This is a genomic window from Sphingomonas sp. PWP1-2 (assembly GCF_049898305.1).
GTDB lineage: Bacteria > Pseudomonadota > Alphaproteobacteria > Sphingomonadales > Sphingomonadaceae > Sphingomonas > Sphingomonas glacialis.
Window position 1 is genome coordinate 36279 of sequence record NZ_JAFCXM010000006.1, and the last position, 16678, is coordinate 52956.

The window sequence follows — 16678 nt, forward strand, 5'->3', positions numbered from 1 at the left end:
ATCGGCGCGCGCCGGGGCATCGCACGGGCTGAGGTCGTGGCGACCCTATGCGGTATCGAGGGCGGCGATGATGGGGCAATCCGGCCGCCCGTCACCATGGCATCGTTCGGCGAGATCGAGCAGCGTATTTCGCATCGCCTCCAGTGCAAGGGCCTTGCGGTGAAGGTCGTCGGCGCGCGCCAATGCGAGGCGCTTGACGTCGATGCTCTGGCGGTCGCGATCGTTCCACAGTCCCAGCAGCGAGCGGATGTCCTCGATCGGGAAGCCCAGATCGCGCGCGTTCGCGATGAAGCGAAGGCGGTGCACATCGGCATCGGCATAATCGCGATACCCGCTGTCGCGGCGGAGGGGCGCCGGGATCAGGCCGATCGTCTCATAATGGCGGATCATCCGCTGCGAGACGCCGCTCGCCTGCGATGCGGGCCCGATTTTCACAGCTTGGCCCGGTTCAATCGCAACGCATTGGTCACCACGGTGAAGCTCGACAGCGCCATTGCCGCGCCCGCGATCATCGGTGACAGCAGCAAACCGGTGACGGGATAGAGCACGCCGGCTGCTATCGGGACTCCGATGCCGTTGAACACGAACGAGAAGAACAGGTTCTGGCGGATGTTGCGCATCGTCGCGCGGGCCAGACGGCGCGCACGCACCATCGCCGCCAGATCGCCCTTGGTCAGCGTCATGCCCGCGCTCTCGATCGCGACGTCGGTGCCGGTGCCCATTGCCACACCCACGTCTGCCGCGGCGAGCGCGGGCGCGTCGTTGATGCCATCGCCCGCCATCGCGACCTTGGCACCCTTTGCCTGGAGCTCGCCGATAATCCGCGCCTTGTCTTCGGGTTTGAGCCCGGCATGGACCTCGTCGATCCCGCCGATCGCCGTGGAAACGGCCTGCGCGGTTGCCTCGGCATCGCCGGTGAGCATGACGATCCGCAACCCTTCCGCCTTGAGCGCAGCAATGGCGTCGCGCGCGGAGTCCCGGATGGGATCGGCGACCGCGATCAATCCGGCCGGCTTGCCCGCGATTGCGACGAGCATCACGCCCGCGCCGTCACGGCGATAGCGTTCCGCTGACTCCGAGAGCGACCCCGCATCGACCCCGATCCGGTGCATCTGCGCCGCATTGCCCACCACGACCGCCTTGCCATCGACATGACCGCTGACACCCAATCCGGTCTGCGATGCAAACTGCGCAAGCGACCCGAGCCTCAGCTTTGCGTCCTGCGCGGCACGCAGGATGGCAGCGGCCAGCGGATGCTCCGACTGGCCCTCCACGGCCGCCGCCGCCGCGAGCACCGTATCGCGATCGAAGCCGTCACCAGGCTCGATCGCGGTCACCTTCGGGCGGCCCTCGGTCAGCGTGCCGGTCTTGTCGATCACCAGCGTGTCGACGACGGCCATCATCTGAAGCGCCTCGGCATCCTTGATCAGCACGCCGCCGCGCGCACCACGCCCGGTGCCGACCATGATCGACATCGGCGTCGCGAGCCCTAACGCACACGGGCAGGCGATGATCAGCACCGCGATGGCGTTGAGCAAGGCATGGCCGAAGCGCGGCTCCGGCCCCACCCCATTCCACACGACGAAAGTAAGGATCGCGACCCCCACCACCAGCGGCACGAACCAGCCCGACACACGGTCGGCGATCGCCTGGATGGGTGCGCGGCTGCGCTGCGCCTCGGCGACCATCTTGACGATCCGCGCCAAGACCGTGTCGGCGCCGACGGCACGCGCCTCGATCGCCAGCGAGCCGGTGCCGTTGATCGTCCCGCCGGTGACGGAAGACCCCTTCTGCTTGAGCACCGCTGCCGGTTCGCCGGTCAGCATCGCTTCGTCGACCGACGACCGGCCATCGACCACGATGCCATCCACCGGCAATGCCTCGCCGGGCCGCACCCGCAGCGTATCGCCGGTGGCGACGTCGCAGAGGGGAATTTCTTCCTCGCTGCCATCCTCGCGCAATCGCCGCGCTGTCTTCGGCGCGAGATCCATCAACGCGCGGATGGCTCTACCCGTCGCCGCGCGCGCGCGCAGTTCGAGAACCTGCCCGAGCAGCACCAGCGTCACGACGACGCCAGCCGCCTCGTAATAGACCGGAATGACCCCGTGCATGCGGAACGAGGGCGGGAACACGCCGGGCGCGATCGTCGCGACGAGACTATAGCTGAATGCCGCGCCGACGCCGAGCGAGACCAACGTAAACATGTTGAGGTGTCGCGTGCGGATCGACGTCCAGCCGCGCTGAAAGAACGGCGCACCCGCCCACAGGACGATCGGTGCGGTGAGCGCGAGCTGGATCCACGGCGAATATGTCGGCGGCACGAGCGTGATGCCGAGCATCTCGGCCACCATCGAAATCGCAAGCAACGGAACGCTCAACGCCCCGGCCACCCAGGCTCGTCGGGTAAAATCGGTGAGTTCAGGGTTTGGCCCCGTATCGAGCGTCGGATCTTCGGGCTCGAGCGCCATGCCGCAGAGTGGGCACGTTCCCGGACCGTCGTTCCGGATCTGGGGATGCATGGGGCATGTCCATACTCCACCGGGGCCCGCTTTGGGCGCGGGTACGGGTTTGCCGGCGCGGTAGGTTTCGGGGGCTGCGATAAATTTGCTCCGGCAGCGCGCACTGCAAAAGGAATAGCGGTGACCTTCATGGTCGGCGTGATGTGCGGTCTTTGTCGCGTCCACGGTCATGCCGCAGACGGGATCGGTCACCATCCCGTCCGCTCGAGGACTGTCGGGGTCGAGGCCGTGCACGGGAACGTCGCTGGTCATCTGGGTCTCCATGCGAACCCAGATAGGGTCTGACACCGTGTCAGGGTCAAGCCCGGAGCCGGTCTGGTTCATGACGCACAACGCGCCGGCCATCACTTCGGCCCTGTGAACGCAGCAGCGTGGCGCCCGGGGCAATTGCTGCGCCGCCGCCGTCACGCTGCTCGAGCGGAGCGGCGACTCCAAGCGATTCGGACCGAATGCCGGCACCGCACCAGAAAGCGTACGGGGTTCCGCGCAGAAATGCCTATGGTCGATCACCGCCGCCCGTCGCGCGTGCCGACGCAGGACATAGCTTGGCGCATTCACGCAAAGGAGCATTCGTTCAATGACAGATCGGGATATACCGATCATCTGCGTCGGCGGATCGGCGGGTGGCCTTGATGCGTACAAGCGCTTGCTCGACAATCTACCGAGTGATCTCGGGGCGGCGATCGTGATCGTGAACCATTTGCGAACCGTCTCGACCCTGCTCCACGAAATCCTCCCGCGGCATACCGCGATGCCGGTCGAGCTCATTACCGAAGGGCTCGATATCCGACCGAACCACGTCTTCATCATTCCCGCGCAACGCGACCTGCACGTGCTGGACGGGGCATTTCGCCTCACGGCGATCTCCAAACCGCGGGGATGGCCGGACGTCATCACCGTCTTCCTGCAATCGCTGACGCAATATTGACATGGCCGGCTGATCGCGGTGATCGTGTCGGGCTATGACGGCGATGGTGCGGACGCGCTGTGCGGGATTCGCGCGTGCGGCGGGGTCACGATCGCCCAATTGCCGGCGTCCGCGATTCAGGCGGACATGCCCGACAGCGCCATTGCCAGTGGCTGTGTCGATTTTATCCTAGGTCCCGAAGATATCGCCGCTAAAATTGCAGAAATCCTCGGATCGGATAGCGAGTAGGCGTCCGTCGGCTCGCGATGGTTGTTCCGTGCGTAGTTTCCGATCCTTGGGCGGCCGTGTTCGTCACCATAGCATCTGGCCCGAGGACCGCTCCACCCCGCCGCGGTCAGCCGGAAAGACCAGTGCCATGTCAATCGAAACCAGAGCGTTTTTGCGCGACCGGGCACGCACCGAAGACCTGATCGCGGCGGCGACCGACTGTGGCCCCGCCGCATGGTCGCACGCCCATCTCGCGCGCCTCTACCGTGCGCGGTGTATCGACACGGTGGGCGAGGCCGCGGCGTGCTGCGATTGCGATATGCAGGCGGACTGCCGGACACTGATATCGGCCGGATAGCGCGGTGCAGCGGCGCTATGCTCCGCTCGACCGCTGCAACGCCCTGCCTCAGACCGCCGCACTTTCGGTCGGGGGCAGAGCCGAACGCGGCCGTGCCGCATTCCCGTCGGCGGCGGCTTGCGCGATCCGCGCGAGTTCGGGAAGCGACTTGGCTTGCATCTTGTGCATGACCGCAGCGCGATGGTTTTCCACGGTGCGCTGGCTAATCCCGAGATCGGCGGCGATGTTCTTGTTGGGATGGCCCGCCAAAACCAGGTCCATGACTTCACGCTGGCGGTCGGTCAATTCGCCGACATGCGCCGCCGCTTTCTGGTGCGCGTCATCCCGCAGCCGAAGGTCGTGTGACTGATCAATTGCACGCGCGACGCTCGCAAGCAATTCGACCCGGCCGACCGGCTTTTCGATGAAATCGCAGGCGCCGCTTCGCATTGCTTTGACCGCGAGCCCGATATCGCCGCTCCCCGTGATCAAGATCGCGGGGAGATGGTTTGCGCGGGCGCGCAATTGCTCGATCAGCGCCACGCCGCTCATCCCTGGCAGGTGCGCGTCGACCAGCAGGCACCCGTCATTGCCCGGCGCATAGGCTGCAAGAAACGCCTCTGCATTTGGGAAATCCTGGACACTGCGTCCATCGCCCTCCAGCACATCGCGGATCGTCGCCAGAATGTACGGGTCGTCGTCGACGACATAGGTGATCGATGGGCCCGCAATCGCAACAGCTCCGGCCGGGTGCAACGCCGACGGCAGTGCCCGGGCCAACAGGAGCTCGATCGCCGCGAGCAGGTCGCGCGCCTTCACCGGCTTGCTCAGTTGCACGCAGTCTTCTGCCGCGATCCGCGCCAGCGCCGCGCTCGATATGTCTCCGGTGAGGACGATCGCCGGGAGCCCGTGCGGCAGGGTCGCGCGAAGGCTGCGCAGGAGATCGAGGCCATCCCGGCCGCCGGGCAGGTTATAGTCGGTCAACAGCAATTCCGGCTTGATCGCGCTGCCCGCAACCAGCTTGATCGCGGATGCTGCATCGGCCGCGGTCTTGACGATATGCCCCTCGCGCTTGAGGAGTTGTTCCAGCAATTCGACGACATCCGGGTCGTCGTCGACGACGACGATCTTGCAGGTGCGCCGGTGCCCGTCCGGGGCCGCATCGGGTTCGGGTGGTTTGGCGACGGCGCCCGGCGGATCGGCGGCCGGGCAGGGAAGCGTGATCGTGAAGACCGAGCCCGCGTTCGGGCGCGAGCGAACGTCGATGGCATGTCCGAGCAAATGGCCGAGGCGTTGCACGATCGACAGGCCAAGACCCAGGCCGAGGCTGCGTTCGCGCGCGGCGTTGTCGATCTGGTGGAATTCCTCGAAAATCGCGTGCAACTGGTCGGCGGCGATCCCGATCCCGGTATCCCAAACTTCGATTCGAAGCGTGTCGCCGCGCCGTCGACAGCCGAGCAGGATCTTGCCCTGCTTGGTATATTTGATCGCGTTCCCCAGCAGGTTGCGAAGCATCTGCGTGAGCAGCGTGGCGTCGCTGTGGACCAACGCCGCGCTTGGCAGGATGTGCAGCGACAAGTTACGGGCCTGTGCGAGATAACCGAACTCGTCGCGCAGCAGATCGAGCACGTCGGCGATCGGAAAGACCACTGGCCTTGCCTCCACCACGCCGGCTTCGATCTGGTTTATGTCAAGCAGTGCATTGAGCATGCCGGACATCGCGGCCAGCGTCTGGCCCTGGCGGGAGACGAGTTTTCTGGGCTTCTCGCCCTCGACGGTCTGGCTCAGCAGTTCCTGCAGCAGCGTCAGCGACTGAAGCGGCTGGCGCAGATCGTGGCTTGCTGCCGCAAGGAAGCGCGACTTGGCAAGATTGGCGCGGTCCGCCTCGATCTTGGCGGCCTCGAGCGCCTTGGCGGTCATCTTCCGGTCGGTGGTGTCGGCGAAGGTGATGACGACGCCTTCGACGGCATCGTCATGCGTGCGATAGGGAAACACGCGGCGCAGAAACCACGTATCGTTCGGCGCGCTGATCTCGCGGTCGATCAAGCCGTGATCCGCCAGCACCTTGCGCGCATCACCCAACAGGTCGGGATCGGTCGCGATCGAGCCCAGGTCGGTGATCGGTCGTCCGATGTCGCCGGCGATGATGTTGAAGACCGACTTGATCGCGGGCGTATAGAACCGGATCTTCAAGTCGATGTCGAGAAAGAGCGTCGCGACATTCGTGCTGTAGAGCACGTTCTGCAGATCGTCCGAGGTCAGGCGCTGTCGTTCCAGCGTTTCCTGCAATTGGCTGTTGAGCGCGGTCAGTTCCTCGTTGAGCGACTGCAGCTCTTTCTTGGACGTCAGCAATTCCTCGTTGGTCGACTGGAACTCCTCGTTGACCGAGAGCGCTTCCTCGTTGATCGTCTTCTGTTCCTGGCTCGACGTTTCCTGGTTCAGGATCGACGTCTGCAATTCCGCCTGGGTTGCCTCCAGTTCCTGCTCGAGCTCGGTGACCCGCGCGGCGTCACCGCGGTTGGGGGATGCCGTCGCACCCGCGCTCTCGCCCGGTTCCTCGACGAAGCAGACGAGCAGCATGTCGTCCTGCCCGTCGACCACCGCCATGACATCGATCCGAAACCAGATGGCGATGCCGTCCTGCATCACGCGCGTCCGGCCGCCATCGACGCGCGGCGTTGCCTCGCTGACCTTGTCGATCGCGAGCCGCAACTTGGTGCGGAGCGTCGGGGACGCCATCGCAAGCAAGTCGAGCGTGGCATAGCCCGGCGGGATCCGCAGATAGCGATCGGTCGGCCCGATCGAATAGAGACACTGCCGCTTGCGATTGATCAGGATGGCGGCGGGCGCGTGGGTGGCGATGACGGCCCGGCGGCAAATGTCCGCCAGCGTGGCCTGGCGCTGCGATGAGGCGGACCGGCCCGTCGTCCCCGGCATCGGCAGCGCGTCGCCGAAGCTGACGGGAAAGCCCGTGGTGCCGGTCCGGCCGTGCGCGACGTGCCGGTAGATGCGTTCCGACTTGGCGATCACTTCGAACCGGTCTCCGGCGCTGCCCACCGTCTCGGACGATCCGAGCAGCAGGATGCCGCCTTCGCGGAGCGCGAAATGGAACAGCGATATGACCTTGGCCTGCGCCTCGGGGTTCAGATAGATCAGCAGGTTACGGCAGGAGACGAGATCGATCTTAGAAAAGGGCGGGTCCGACAGTACGTCCTGCACGGTGAAGACGACAGTGTCCCGCAGCGCGGTCGCCACCCGGTAGCCGGCCTCGTCCCGAACAAAAAAGCGCGCGAGCAGGTCCGCGGGGACCGTGTTCTCGATATCGAACGGATACAGCCCCTCGCGTGCGGTCGCGATCGCGTCCGGGTCGACGTCGGAGGCGAAGAGCTTGAGTTTGATGTCGCGTCCCGACGCCTTGATCGCGTCGCGGCAGAGCATCGCGATCGAATAGGCCTCTTCACCGGTGCTGCATCCCGCGACCCAGATCCTGAGCGGTGTTTGCTCGGGGAGGAGCCGGACGAGGTCGGGAAGGATCGTCTGCGCCAACGCATCGAAGATCGCCGGATCCCGGAAGAAGCGCGTCACGTTGATCAGCAGGTCCTTGGCGAGCAGGTCGCGCTCGGCCGGCTCTGTGCGCAGCAGATCGAGATAGCCGGCAAGATTGCCGGGCGCGAGCGTGCGTAGCACGATCCGCCGCTCGATCCGCCGTTCCAGCGTCCCCGACTTGTACTGGCGGAAGTCGTGCGCCGTGTTGTCGTCGAGGAAGGCGATGATCGCGTTCAGGTCGGTCGATGCGGGCGGGGCGGGCATGCTCGGCGGGGCGGGCACGCTCGGTGCGGCGGCGGACTGCGCGATCGCGACTTTGCGGTCCGCCAGTGCCTGGGGGATGTCTTCCAGCGCAAGGGTCTGATCGACCAGCCCCGTTTCGATCGCGCTCCGCGGCATACCGTCATAATCGGCCTGTTCGGGCTTTTGCGCGATCGCATAGCCGCCTGCGGCTTTCAGCGCGGCAAGCCCGCCACTGCCGTCTGCGCCCGTTCCCGACAGGATTACGGCAATCGTCCGGTCACCGCATTCTTCCGCCAGCGACGCCAGCAAAAAGTCGAACGGCAGGCGCGCGCCATGGTGCGACTGTTGCGGGGAAAGGGCCAGCGCGCCGTCTTCGACCGAAAGATATCGGCCGGGGGGAATGACGTAGATATGGTCGCGGCGGATCACGCAGCCATCGACCGCTTCGCCGATGTCCATCGTGGTATGATCGGCCAACAGGTCGACCATCATGCTCTTGTGCGTCGGATCGAGATGCTGAACGACGATGAACGCCATGCCCGTGGTGGGTGAGATCGCGTCGAGCAGTCCGGATGCCGCCTTAAGTCCCCCCGACGAAGCGCCTATCGCGACGATCGGGACCGACTCCGCAAGCCGCGGCCCAGCGACTTTGGGGGTAGCCTTTTGCGGCATCGGCGACGCCGGATGGGGCAGAGGCTGGTCGCTTGCCCCCACCGATGGTGTTTTATTTACGGTCATGAAATGGACGTAGCACTGTCTGGTCCCATCCATCCTACGCATAGTTACGCTGAAAAATAAATCGCCGGTGTGCACAATGAGCTTGAGTATTTTCCGAGACTGACTGCGCGCATTTTTCTGAGGCAGTACCGCGGACGACCCTGATGACAACGCCGTTCACGATCGTGCCCGGGTTCATGTCTATCGCCGACGGGGTGGCCTGGAGGCTAGACAGTGTACCCGAACCCGAACAGCTTGCCCAAGATCGTGCGCGCGCAGCCACCGGCGGTGTACCACGGTGTGTCCGGGCGTGGACGTCGCGCGGATGAGGCAAGGCGTGCGCGGCTGTGAGCCCTGGACGCAGAATCCTCCTCGTCGAGGATGACGTCCTGATCGCGATGGATCTTGCCGATCTGCTGATCGCGATGGGGCACGATGTGTGCCACATCGCATCGACCGAGAGCGATGCCGTGGCGGCGGCGCGGCGCTTGGCGCCCGATCTGCTGATCGTCGACGGCAATCTTGCCGAGGGCAGCGGAGTATCCGCAATGCGGCGGATCCTTGCCCGCGGCTTTGTCGCGCATTTCTATATGAGCGGGGATACGATCCAGCTCTTGAAGGCGGTGCCGGACGCCGTGGTCCTCGCCAAGCCTTTCACTCTGCATGCGCTCACGACTGCGATGGACACGGCAACGCGTGTTCGGGGCGGCCAGTGAGATGCCGCTCACGGTGATCACGGTGATCACGGTGCTGCGTGCAGCAAAGCCGAGATCCTCGAGACAGACGCGATGGCGGACCTGAACGCCACGATCATGCCGTCATGCTGGGTGTAAATGGTACGACAGATGTCGTCCTAGACTTCGATCGCCGAGAAATGATCGATGAAGCGTCGCAAGTAGTGGCGGAATTCGATTGCGCTGTGCCACGGCTCGAACGCGAACAGCGCCCCCCATTCCAGCCAGAAGGTGGTCTCGAAGAAATGGGCCGCGAAGCAATCGGTGATGCGCTTGTCGCCGAGCCTGCGCTCGGATCCACCGATGAGCGCGAGCAGTTCGATCCGGTCGTGCTCGGTGAATCCCATGGCGTGCGCATCCGAGCGAGAGCCGTCCAGATTGACGAGCCGCACCTCATTGTCCCACCGCCATTCCGCAGCGGCTGGGTTGGCTTCCTCGGGCACCGAGATCGTCGCGTCGCTTGCCGAAGAAATGTCGTCGAGCACGTCGACGGTGCATTGGTACATCGCCTCGAGCATATGGCTGCCGCTCAGGAAATATCGGTCCTCGGCGCTACCGTGCGCATCGAACGCGCCGCCGCTCTGGTGACGTTCCTCGAGGATCGTGATGTCCGCGCCCGCGACTTCTCCATCCCGCAGCAGGATGACCGCCCCGGCAAGCGCGGCAATTCCGCTGCTGACGAGAGTATAGCTGCTCATGCGTTGATCCTCTTGTCCCAAGCATCCCGCGGTAGTCCCGTTCCCCCGGCGCGAGCAGCGTCGGAAATTACGCACACCATCGGGGTATCGCTCGACGCGACGAACGCTAGAATGCCAAGGCAAATGCTATCTGGGGCGCGGCGTAGGACGGTGTATTGCGGCCGGCGACGGACACTTCGACCCCCGCAATGAGCCCGGCGCGGGCCGACCAGTTATATTCCAGCGCCGGCGCCAAGGTCGTTCGGCTTGCGCGCCGGCCCGTGGTCCGTCGCACTGTCCCGCTGGCATCGACGCCCGTCAGCCGCGAACCACTGGCATCGCTCCGGACAAGATCGAGTGCAATCACCCAGCGCTGGTCGAGCGCATAGCCGGCGGCCACACCGAACTGCGCGGACACGCCCGGCATGGCGTGGCCGACGAAGCCGTCCGTCGTGCCATAGACGCTCAGATCGCGAACGCCTGCCGACGCCAGCGCCTCGGTCACCGAGGCAAAGAGGCGGAGACGAACCGGGTGGCCACCCGTGGTGTCGAACAGCGATTCGACGACGAGGCCCTGCTTGGCCAGCATCGCACCCGTGCCGAGCCCGTCGAGCACGGTCGTCAAGTGATCGTAGCGGCCGATCGGCAGCACGAGGCCGGCGCTCGCGGTGATCGAGGGCGATCCGGTTCGGCCATTCTCGTCCTTCAGGCGATATTCCAGCTCGATCGGCAGATCGGCGATCCCCAGGCCCCGCGCGTCATGCCCATCGGTCACGCGGACGATCGTCGGCAGCGCCTGGAAGCTCAGCCGGTCGGTGAGCGCATATTTCACGACCGTCACCGACTGCGTCTGATGCACGCCGTCGCCGCCGGAGTGGCGATGGCCCCGATCGTCATAGGCGCCGGTATCGATCTTGTAGATGAGATAGGGTTCGATCGCGAGCGTCCCGGCCGTCGACAAGGCTGGTGACGACGCCTCGAGCGAGCCGGTGAACCATTGGTTGCGAACCGCCAGATCCGCATCCTGCGCCAGCGCTGCGCCGGGCGATCCCAGCGCGCAAAGGGCGACCGCCGCGCACACCGTCTTCATCGCCCGTCGAGCCCTGGAAACAGCACGACCAGCGCGCTCGCCATTCCGCCGACCGCGATCGCGACGACGAGCAGGCCGAAGATCTTTTCGGTGATCAGCAAGGCCTTCTCCCCGATCACCCGCGTGATCGGCGCGGCCAGGAAATCGAGCGCGACGATGACCGCCGCATTCGCGAGGATCGCGGCCATCGCGGCGAGATAGACCGGGCGACTGACGCTGCCCCAGGCGATGATGACCGACAAGACCCCGGGGCCTGCATAGATCGGGAAGCCCAGCGGCAGAATCCCGACCGATGCGGGGGAGGGGGCGACGGCATTGTGCGCGGCGACCGGCACATGCGTGTTGGACGCACGGTGGTGGTGGCTGCGGACGGGCGTCGCTTCGCTCGGGGTCGGGGCGTTGAGCATCTGCCAGCCGATCACGCCGATCACCGCCATTCCCGCCACGCGCAATGCGGCGATGCTGACCCCGAAGACGCCGAGCGCGGCATTGCCGATGAACAGCGCGAGCAGCCCCGCGACGACATAGGTCGCCGCCGCCATCAGCGCGGTGCGACGCTGGTCCCCTTGTGTCTGGCCAGCGGTAGCGGCGACGAACAACGGCAGCACCGCGATCGGCGCGGTGATCGCGAACAGGCCGACGGTCATCGTCACCAGCGCGCTGGTGTCGAGTGCCGTCATGCCGCGGTTTCGAACGGTTCGAAGTCCGAATCCGCCGCTTTCCAGTCGGGCTTGTGAAAGGCGTAGATCACGAAGGGGATGGCGAGGAAGACCGCCGACCCGACCACCAGCGCGCCGACATAGAGCACCGGGCTGCCCGTGCTGATCTGCGCCGGCGGGATGAAGCTGAACCCCAGCGCGACGAGCGCCCCGGCCAGCCCGAGCAGGCCGACCAGCCACATCCCGACATTCCCGCCGGGAATGCGGAACGGCCGCTCGCGGTCCGGCTGGGTGTAGCGCAGCCGGATCGCGGCGACGTACAGCAGGACGTACATCACCAGATAGATGATCGTCGCCATCTGGCTGAGCAGTTGATAGGCCGATTCGACCGACGGCAGCACGGTGAACGCGACGCACAGCAGTGTGACGAGCAGACCTTGCAGGATCAGGATCGCGACCGGAATACCGTGCGCGTTGGTCTTCTGCAGGACATGCGGCAGATACCCCGCCTTGCCCACCGCGAGCAGCCCGGTTGACGGCCCCGCGACGATCACGCTGACTTGCCCCAGCACGCCGAACGCCAGCGTCGCCGCCATCACGTTGCCGAGCCACGGCAGCCCGAACGCCGCCCACAGTTCGTTATACGCGACGAGCAGCCCGCGGTTGATGTCGATCGCCGCGCGCGGGATCACCGCACCGACCGCGAGCGTGCCGAGCACGAAGATCACCACGACCATGACCGTCGCGATCAGCACCGACAGCGGATAGTTGCGCGTCGGGTTCTTGAGGTCCTGCACATGGACCGCCTGCATCTCCATGCCGGCGAAATAGAGGAAGACGCTGGCGGCCAGCACCATGTTGTGGAAATCGCTGAAGTCTGGGATCAGGCTGGCGTGCAGGTCGAGGTGCATCGGCTTGCCGGCCGCGACATAGGCGCCGCCGATCGCGATCAGGATCGCGCCGGGGATGATCGTCCCGAACAGACCGCCGAGCCAGCTCAGCCGGGTCGATGCCGCCATGCCGCGGAAGGTGACCAGCGTCACGAACCAATAGACCGCGAGCAGGACGGTGATCGTGTAGACCTTGTTGTCGGCGAGCGCCTGGTCGAACGCGGGCGGCCACCAGATATAGGCGAGCGCGGCGGCGGCAAAGATCAGCACGGTCGGGAACCAGATCACCACCGCCTGCCATTGATAATAGATCGCGGCAAAGCCCCAGCGCGGGCCGAACGCCTCGCCGATCCAGCGGAACACGCCGCCTTGCTTGGGGAAGGTCGCGGCGAGTTCGGCAGCGACCAGCGCCACAGGTACCAGGAACACGATCGCGGCGAACAGATAATAGAAGATCGACGCCATGCCGTATTCGGCCTGGGCGGGCATGCCGCGCAGGCTGACGATCGTCGTCACGTTCATGACTGCGAACGCCAGCATGCCGATCACGATCTTGGGTTGTGGCTTGGTCTGGCCGCCATGCGCGAGCCACCCCGCGGGCTTGGGCTTGCCGCCGGGCATGGCGGCGGCGGGCGAGGGCTCGGTCATGGGAACAGCCTTGAAAAAGCGTGCCGCCGACTATTGCCGGCGGCGCAGACGTCGGACCAAGTGTTTAGCGCTTGAGCACTTCGTCGCGTGCTGCCGCGACGCAGTGCAGCGCCCATTGCATCGTCTCGGGCGTGATGAAGACGTTCATCGGAAACGATTTCAGCGCGTAGACGACGGCTTCGTCGTCGGTCCCGTCGCGATTGTAGGTCGTGGCGCGAAAACCCGTGCTGAAACTCATGTACGGCGTGTACTTGCCGTCGATCTGCTTGCCGCTACGGAACCATTCGAACAGTTTGTTGCCGACCGCTTCGGTCAAATGGTTATGCTTGATGAGGTCGCTGCGCAGCGCCGGGTCGCTCAGCTCGCGACCGAACTGGACCTGCGCGTCGATATCCTCGGGGTAGACCCGGAACAGCGTGATCAGTCCGGTGTCGTCGGGGTTGACGCAGACCATGTCGGGATGGCTGCGGATCAGGTCGTAGAGGTAGTATTTGGTCTCGAGGATGCCGCCGAGGATCGCCTGCATCCCTTCCTTGCCGAAATATTTGAGCGTCGCCCAACCGGCGAGCGAGCCCGATGCGGTGCGCGAGACTTCGAGCGTGTAATACATCGGATTGTACGGCGTGCGCGCCTGCAGATAGGCGTCCGCACCGCGGCGATGGATCGACTCGAACTCGGTCGCGTCGCGGTACAGGAAGCAGCTGCTGACATAGGGTGCCCAGCCGACCTTGTGGAAATCGATCCCGACGCAATCGGCATGTTCGAGCGCGCGCATCGCCTCGCCATTGCGGCGCAGCACGGGCAGGATCCGATCGGAGAATTCGAGCGGATTGGCCTCGAAATCATAATCCTTGAAATAGACCCACGACCATCCGACGACCGCATCGGCATACAGCACCGCCTTGCCAAAGCCTGCGGGATTTGGGTGGCGATCCATCACTTCGCGGACCAGCGCGATCGGATCGAACGCGCTCGCATCGGTCGTCCCCATTGTGCAGACGACGGTCGCGACGGGAATGCCGCGTGCTGCGAAATCGGTCAGCAATTCCTCGAGATGGCCGAGGTCCATCTGGTTGGTCGCGACATCGGTTCGGACATGGACGATATTGTCCATGCCGAGGCCCAGCCAGTCGGTCGCGTTCTGCTGGACGTAATGCGCTTGCTGCGAACAGATGACCTTGGCGTCGGTCCGCACGCCCTTGTCGCGTGAGTCCTTCAGGACGCGCGTCAGCCCGTATTTCAGCCCGTAGGTCCAGCAACCGCCACCGCCATAGGTGTAGATCGCGCCGCTGTTGACCGGGGTCCAGCCGAACATGTTGGCGACCATGCCCGCGGTCTCGAGCTCGGCGCGGTGGACGTTCCAGGCATATTCGCCCTCGAGGATGTTGGCGGAGAACACCTGCGACAGCATCGACGCGACGACGGCCGCGGTATTCGACTGCGGGATGACGTTGCACATCGTCAGCGGGTTGCCCCAATTGGGCGCGCCCTCGAACAGCTTGACGACATCGTCGAGCACTTGGTCGAGATCGCCCATCGCCTGCGGCACGGTGATGTTCTTGACGTCGGGATAGGCATACGTGAGCGCCGGGTTCTTGCCGAGAAAGGCCGGGCCACCCTTTTCGGGGCGCAGCATGTCGAGCTTCTCGACGAATGTGTTGATCTGGCGCGCGAGCGGATCGTCATCGCCGCGAAAGGGCGAGGGGAACTCGCCTGCCATCTTGGCGTGGTATTTCGCCCATTTGGGCGATCGCGCGGCGGACGACGGGGTCTCGCTGTCGCGCTCGGTGGATGCCGCATGCGCAATGGCTGCAGCGGCGTGGGTCCGGTCGTGCATCGCAATACCTCTGATCAAGGGGCGGGAGAATGCCGCCTGATCGGCGCACCGCAGGCCGCGCGTCAGCCTCGGAAAATACCCAGCATGGGGCACGGCTTGGCCGCGCGGATCCCGCGACCTTGAGCGCTTGGATAAGCGCATGCAGCGCACCGGCCGGAAGGCGCCTGCCATCCGCACGGCGCAGACGCTGGCGATGTCCGCTGCGTTCGGTGGCATCAAGCACTCCGGCATCGGCCGGGAGAATGGCGTGTTCGGGCTCGAAGCCGATCTCGAACCCCAAGCCGTGATCGGCTGACGCGGCGCCATTTCGGGTATGGCGCCCAGCCGATCCTCGGCTACGATGGAGACACATGCCGCTGATCCTTTACGGATTATGGCGGCGAGAAGGGGACGCGATGAACCACCGCCCGATCCAGCCGACGCCCCAGCGCGTCCTTCGCGCCCTTTCCGCGGCGATGGCCCTCGTTCTGACCGCTCCCGTCCTGACCACCCCCGTCCTCGCCCAGCCGACGGCGCAGCCAGTCGATCCGGTCCGCGTGCTGGTCAAGCGGCTTGATCTGGAGCGCTACAAGGCGACGATCAAAGCGCTCACCCGGTTCGGCGACCGCCGCCAGGGCACCGCGCGCAACCGCGCCGCGACCGACTGGATCGAAGCCCAACTCAAGAGCTATGGCTGCACCAATACCGAGCGCTTGAAGTACACGTTCGGCGAGGAGCCCGTCCATACGGTCGCACCGGCCAGGGCAGCGGTGGTGGCCGGGTCGGACGAACCCGGCCGGTCGGTCGGTGGCGGGCGCTCGCGCGGCTTCACGCGCAAGACCGGCGTGAACAGCGATCCTGGCGCGCAGCCCGACCCGCGGATCAGGGCGCTGGACACGCCGCCCGCGGTCCCGGGCGCGCGCGAGGAGGTCTATTGCACTAAGATCGGGAGCGGCCACCCTGGCGAGATGTATATCGTCAGCGCCCATATGGACGGGATCGGCTTTGGCGAAGCCGCCAATGACGACGGCTCGGGCACGGCGCTGGTGATGGAACTGGCGCGCGTGTTCAGCAGCCCCGACGTGCAGACCGATCGTTCGATCCGCTTCATCTTGTGGAACAACGAGGAGACCGGCCTCAACGGCGCGAAGGCCTATGTCGAGCAGCGGGCGGCACTGCAAGGCAAGGAATCGCCTGCCGGATCGGGCCGCTACTCCGAGCCGAAATGGCTCGGCGTAATGCAACACGATATGATGCTGTTCGATCACGGCATGCCCCGCGCCGACGGCAGCATGAGTCCGGTGCAGCGTCCCGAGGCCGACGTGAACATCGAATTCCAGTCTGCATCCAAGCTGGCCGGCCAATCACAGGAGTTGGCTTGGGCGCTGCAGGCGGCGAACGAGCGGTACGCGACAGACTATCCGGCCACGGTCGGACGGCACATGACCAATACCGATTCGAGTCCGTTCATGGACCTGGCACCGGCCGTCAGCCTGCGCGAGAACGACCGTGGCGCGCAGGTCGGAAGCGGCTGGGACCCGCAGTGGCACCAGCCGAGCGACCTCTACAGCACCTATGACGACAAGGATTTCCGCCTTGGGCTGAACGCGGCGCAGACCACGCTGTCTGCCACGGCGCAGCTGGCGGGTGCGACGCTGCGCTAGACG

Annotated in this window: 12 protein-coding genes and 1 pseudogene; 5 read left to right on the forward strand and 8 right to left on the reverse strand. The window is 65.4% G+C overall.

The window, feature by feature from the left end; all coding sequences use genetic code 11:
* Nucleotides 1–45: 45 nt before the first annotated feature.
* Both cueR and ACP7C5_RS15215 read right to left on the reverse strand, forming a co-directional pair.
* Nucleotides 46–435 (reverse strand): Cu(I)-responsive transcriptional regulator, encoded by a 390-nt coding sequence (cueR, locus tag ACP7C5_RS15210; protein ID WP_133190876.1) that lies wholly within the window; start codon nt 433–435, stop codon nt 46–48.
* On the reverse strand, nt 432–2714 hold the full coding sequence (locus tag ACP7C5_RS15215) for a heavy metal translocating P-type ATPase (protein WP_426265044.1): 2283 nt from the start codon (nt 2712–2714) through the stop codon (nt 432–434). Before ACP7C5_RS15215 ends, cueR begins: the two co-directional genes overlap by 4 nt.
* Before the next feature lie 382 nt (nt 2715–3096).
* On the opposite strand from ACP7C5_RS15215, the pseudogene ACP7C5_RS15220 reads away from it, so the two are divergent.
* Together ACP7C5_RS15220 and ACP7C5_RS15225 are read left to right on the forward strand one after the other, a co-directional pair.
* Nucleotides 3097–3675, forward strand: a pseudogene (locus ACP7C5_RS15220) (chemotaxis protein CheB).
* Nucleotides 3676–3802: 127 nt separating this feature from the next.
* Complete coding sequence (locus ACP7C5_RS15225; RefSeq protein WP_133190872.1) at nt 3803–4012, forward strand: hypothetical protein; 210 nt, start codon at nt 3803–3805, stop codon at nt 4010–4012.
* A gap of 48 nt (nt 4013–4060) precedes the next feature.
* On the opposite strand, the gene ACP7C5_RS15230 is transcribed toward ACP7C5_RS15225, so the two are convergent.
* Nucleotides 4061–8452 carry a chemotaxis protein CheB gene (locus tag ACP7C5_RS15230; protein ID WP_426264877.1) on the reverse strand — a complete coding sequence of 1464 codons (4392 nt, stop codon included), beginning with the start codon at nt 8450–8452 and terminating at the stop codon, nt 4061–4063.
* Nucleotides 8453–8844: 392 nt separating this feature from the next.
* Here ACP7C5_RS15230 and ACP7C5_RS15235 point away from each other — a divergent pair, with 392 nt between their 5' ends.
* Entirely contained in the window at nt 8845–9213 is a 369-nt protein-coding gene (locus ACP7C5_RS15235) for a response regulator (protein ID WP_426264878.1), read from the forward strand.
* Nucleotides 9214–9350: 137 nt separating this feature from the next.
* Here ACP7C5_RS15235 and ACP7C5_RS15240 read toward each other — a convergent pair whose 3' ends face one another.
* The 5 genes from ACP7C5_RS15240 to ACP7C5_RS15260 all read right to left on the reverse strand — a co-directional run bounded on the left by ACP7C5_RS15240 (nt 9351) and on the right by ACP7C5_RS15260 (nt 15032).
* Nucleotides 9351–9929, reverse strand: coding sequence for an oleate hydratase (locus ACP7C5_RS15240; protein WP_426264879.1), 579 nt, complete (start codon nt 9927–9929; stop codon nt 9351–9353).
* A 106-nt stretch (nt 9930–10035) separates the two neighbouring features.
* Nucleotides 10036–10998 (reverse strand): hypothetical protein, encoded by a 963-nt coding sequence (locus tag ACP7C5_RS15245; protein ID WP_426264880.1) that lies wholly within the window; start codon nt 10996–10998, stop codon nt 10036–10038.
* On the reverse strand, nt 10995–11678 hold the full coding sequence (locus tag ACP7C5_RS15250; protein ID WP_426264881.1) for a MarC family protein: 684 nt from the start codon (nt 11676–11678) through the stop codon (nt 10995–10997). Before ACP7C5_RS15250 ends, ACP7C5_RS15245 begins: the two co-directional genes overlap by 4 nt.
* Complete coding sequence (gene gadC / locus ACP7C5_RS15255; RefSeq protein WP_426264882.1) at nt 11675–13195, reverse strand: putative glutamine/gamma-aminobutyrate antiporter GadC; 1521 nt, start codon at nt 13193–13195, stop codon at nt 11675–11677. The genes ACP7C5_RS15250 and gadC overlap by 4 nt, the downstream gene beginning before the upstream one ends.
* 64 nt (nt 13196–13259) lie before the next feature.
* Entirely contained in the window at nt 13260–15032 is a 1773-nt protein-coding gene (locus ACP7C5_RS15260) for a pyridoxal phosphate-dependent decarboxylase family protein (protein WP_426264883.1), read from the reverse strand.
* Nucleotides 15033–15171: 139 nt separating this feature from the next.
* Here ACP7C5_RS15260 and ACP7C5_RS15265 point away from each other — a divergent pair, with 139 nt between their 5' ends.
* On the forward strand, nt 15172–15327 hold the full coding sequence (locus ACP7C5_RS15265) for a hypothetical protein (RefSeq protein WP_426264884.1): 156 nt from the start codon (nt 15172–15174) through the stop codon (nt 15325–15327).
* A 100-nt stretch (nt 15328–15427) separates the two neighbouring features.
* On the forward strand, nt 15428–16675 hold the full coding sequence (locus ACP7C5_RS15270; RefSeq protein ID WP_426264885.1) for a M20/M25/M40 family metallo-hydrolase: 1248 nt from the start codon (nt 15428–15430) through the stop codon (nt 16673–16675).
* The last annotated feature ends 3 nt before the right edge of the window (nt 16676–16678 follow it).

Coding starts and splice junctions, on each gene's coding strand:
- ACP7C5_RS15240 (WP_426264879.1), bottom strand. CDS start 9,929: ATGAGCAGCTATACTCTCGTCAGCAGCGGAATTGCCGCGCTTGCCGGG.
- ACP7C5_RS15260 (WP_426264883.1), bottom strand. CDS start 15,032: ATGCACGACCGGACCCACGCCGCTGCAGCCATTGCGCATGCGGCATCC.
- ACP7C5_RS15265 (WP_426264884.1), top strand. CDS start 15,172: ATGCAGCGCACCGGCCGGAAGGCGCCTGCCATCCGCACGGCGCAGACG.
- gadC (WP_426264882.1), bottom strand. CDS start 13,195: ATGACCGAGCCCTCGCCCGCCGCCGCCATGCCCGGCGGCAAGCCCAAG.
- ACP7C5_RS15215 (WP_426265044.1), bottom strand. CDS start 2,714: ATGGTGACCGATCCCGTCTGCGGCATGACCGTGGACGCGACAAAGACC.
- ACP7C5_RS15250 (WP_426264881.1), bottom strand. CDS start 11,678: ATGACGGCACTCGACACCAGCGCGCTGGTGACGATGACCGTCGGCCTG.
- ACP7C5_RS15270 (WP_426264885.1), top strand. CDS start 15,428: ATGAACCACCGCCCGATCCAGCCGACGCCCCAGCGCGTCCTTCGCGCC.
- ACP7C5_RS15225 (WP_133190872.1), top strand. CDS start 3,803: ATGTCAATCGAAACCAGAGCGTTTTTGCGCGACCGGGCACGCACCGAA.
- ACP7C5_RS15245 (WP_426264880.1), bottom strand. CDS start 10,998: ATGAAGACGGTGTGCGCGGCGGTCGCCCTTTGCGCGCTGGGATCGCCC.
- ACP7C5_RS15230 (WP_426264877.1), bottom strand. CDS start 8,452: ATGCCGCAAAAGGCTACCCCCAAAGTCGCTGGGCCGCGGCTTGCGGAG.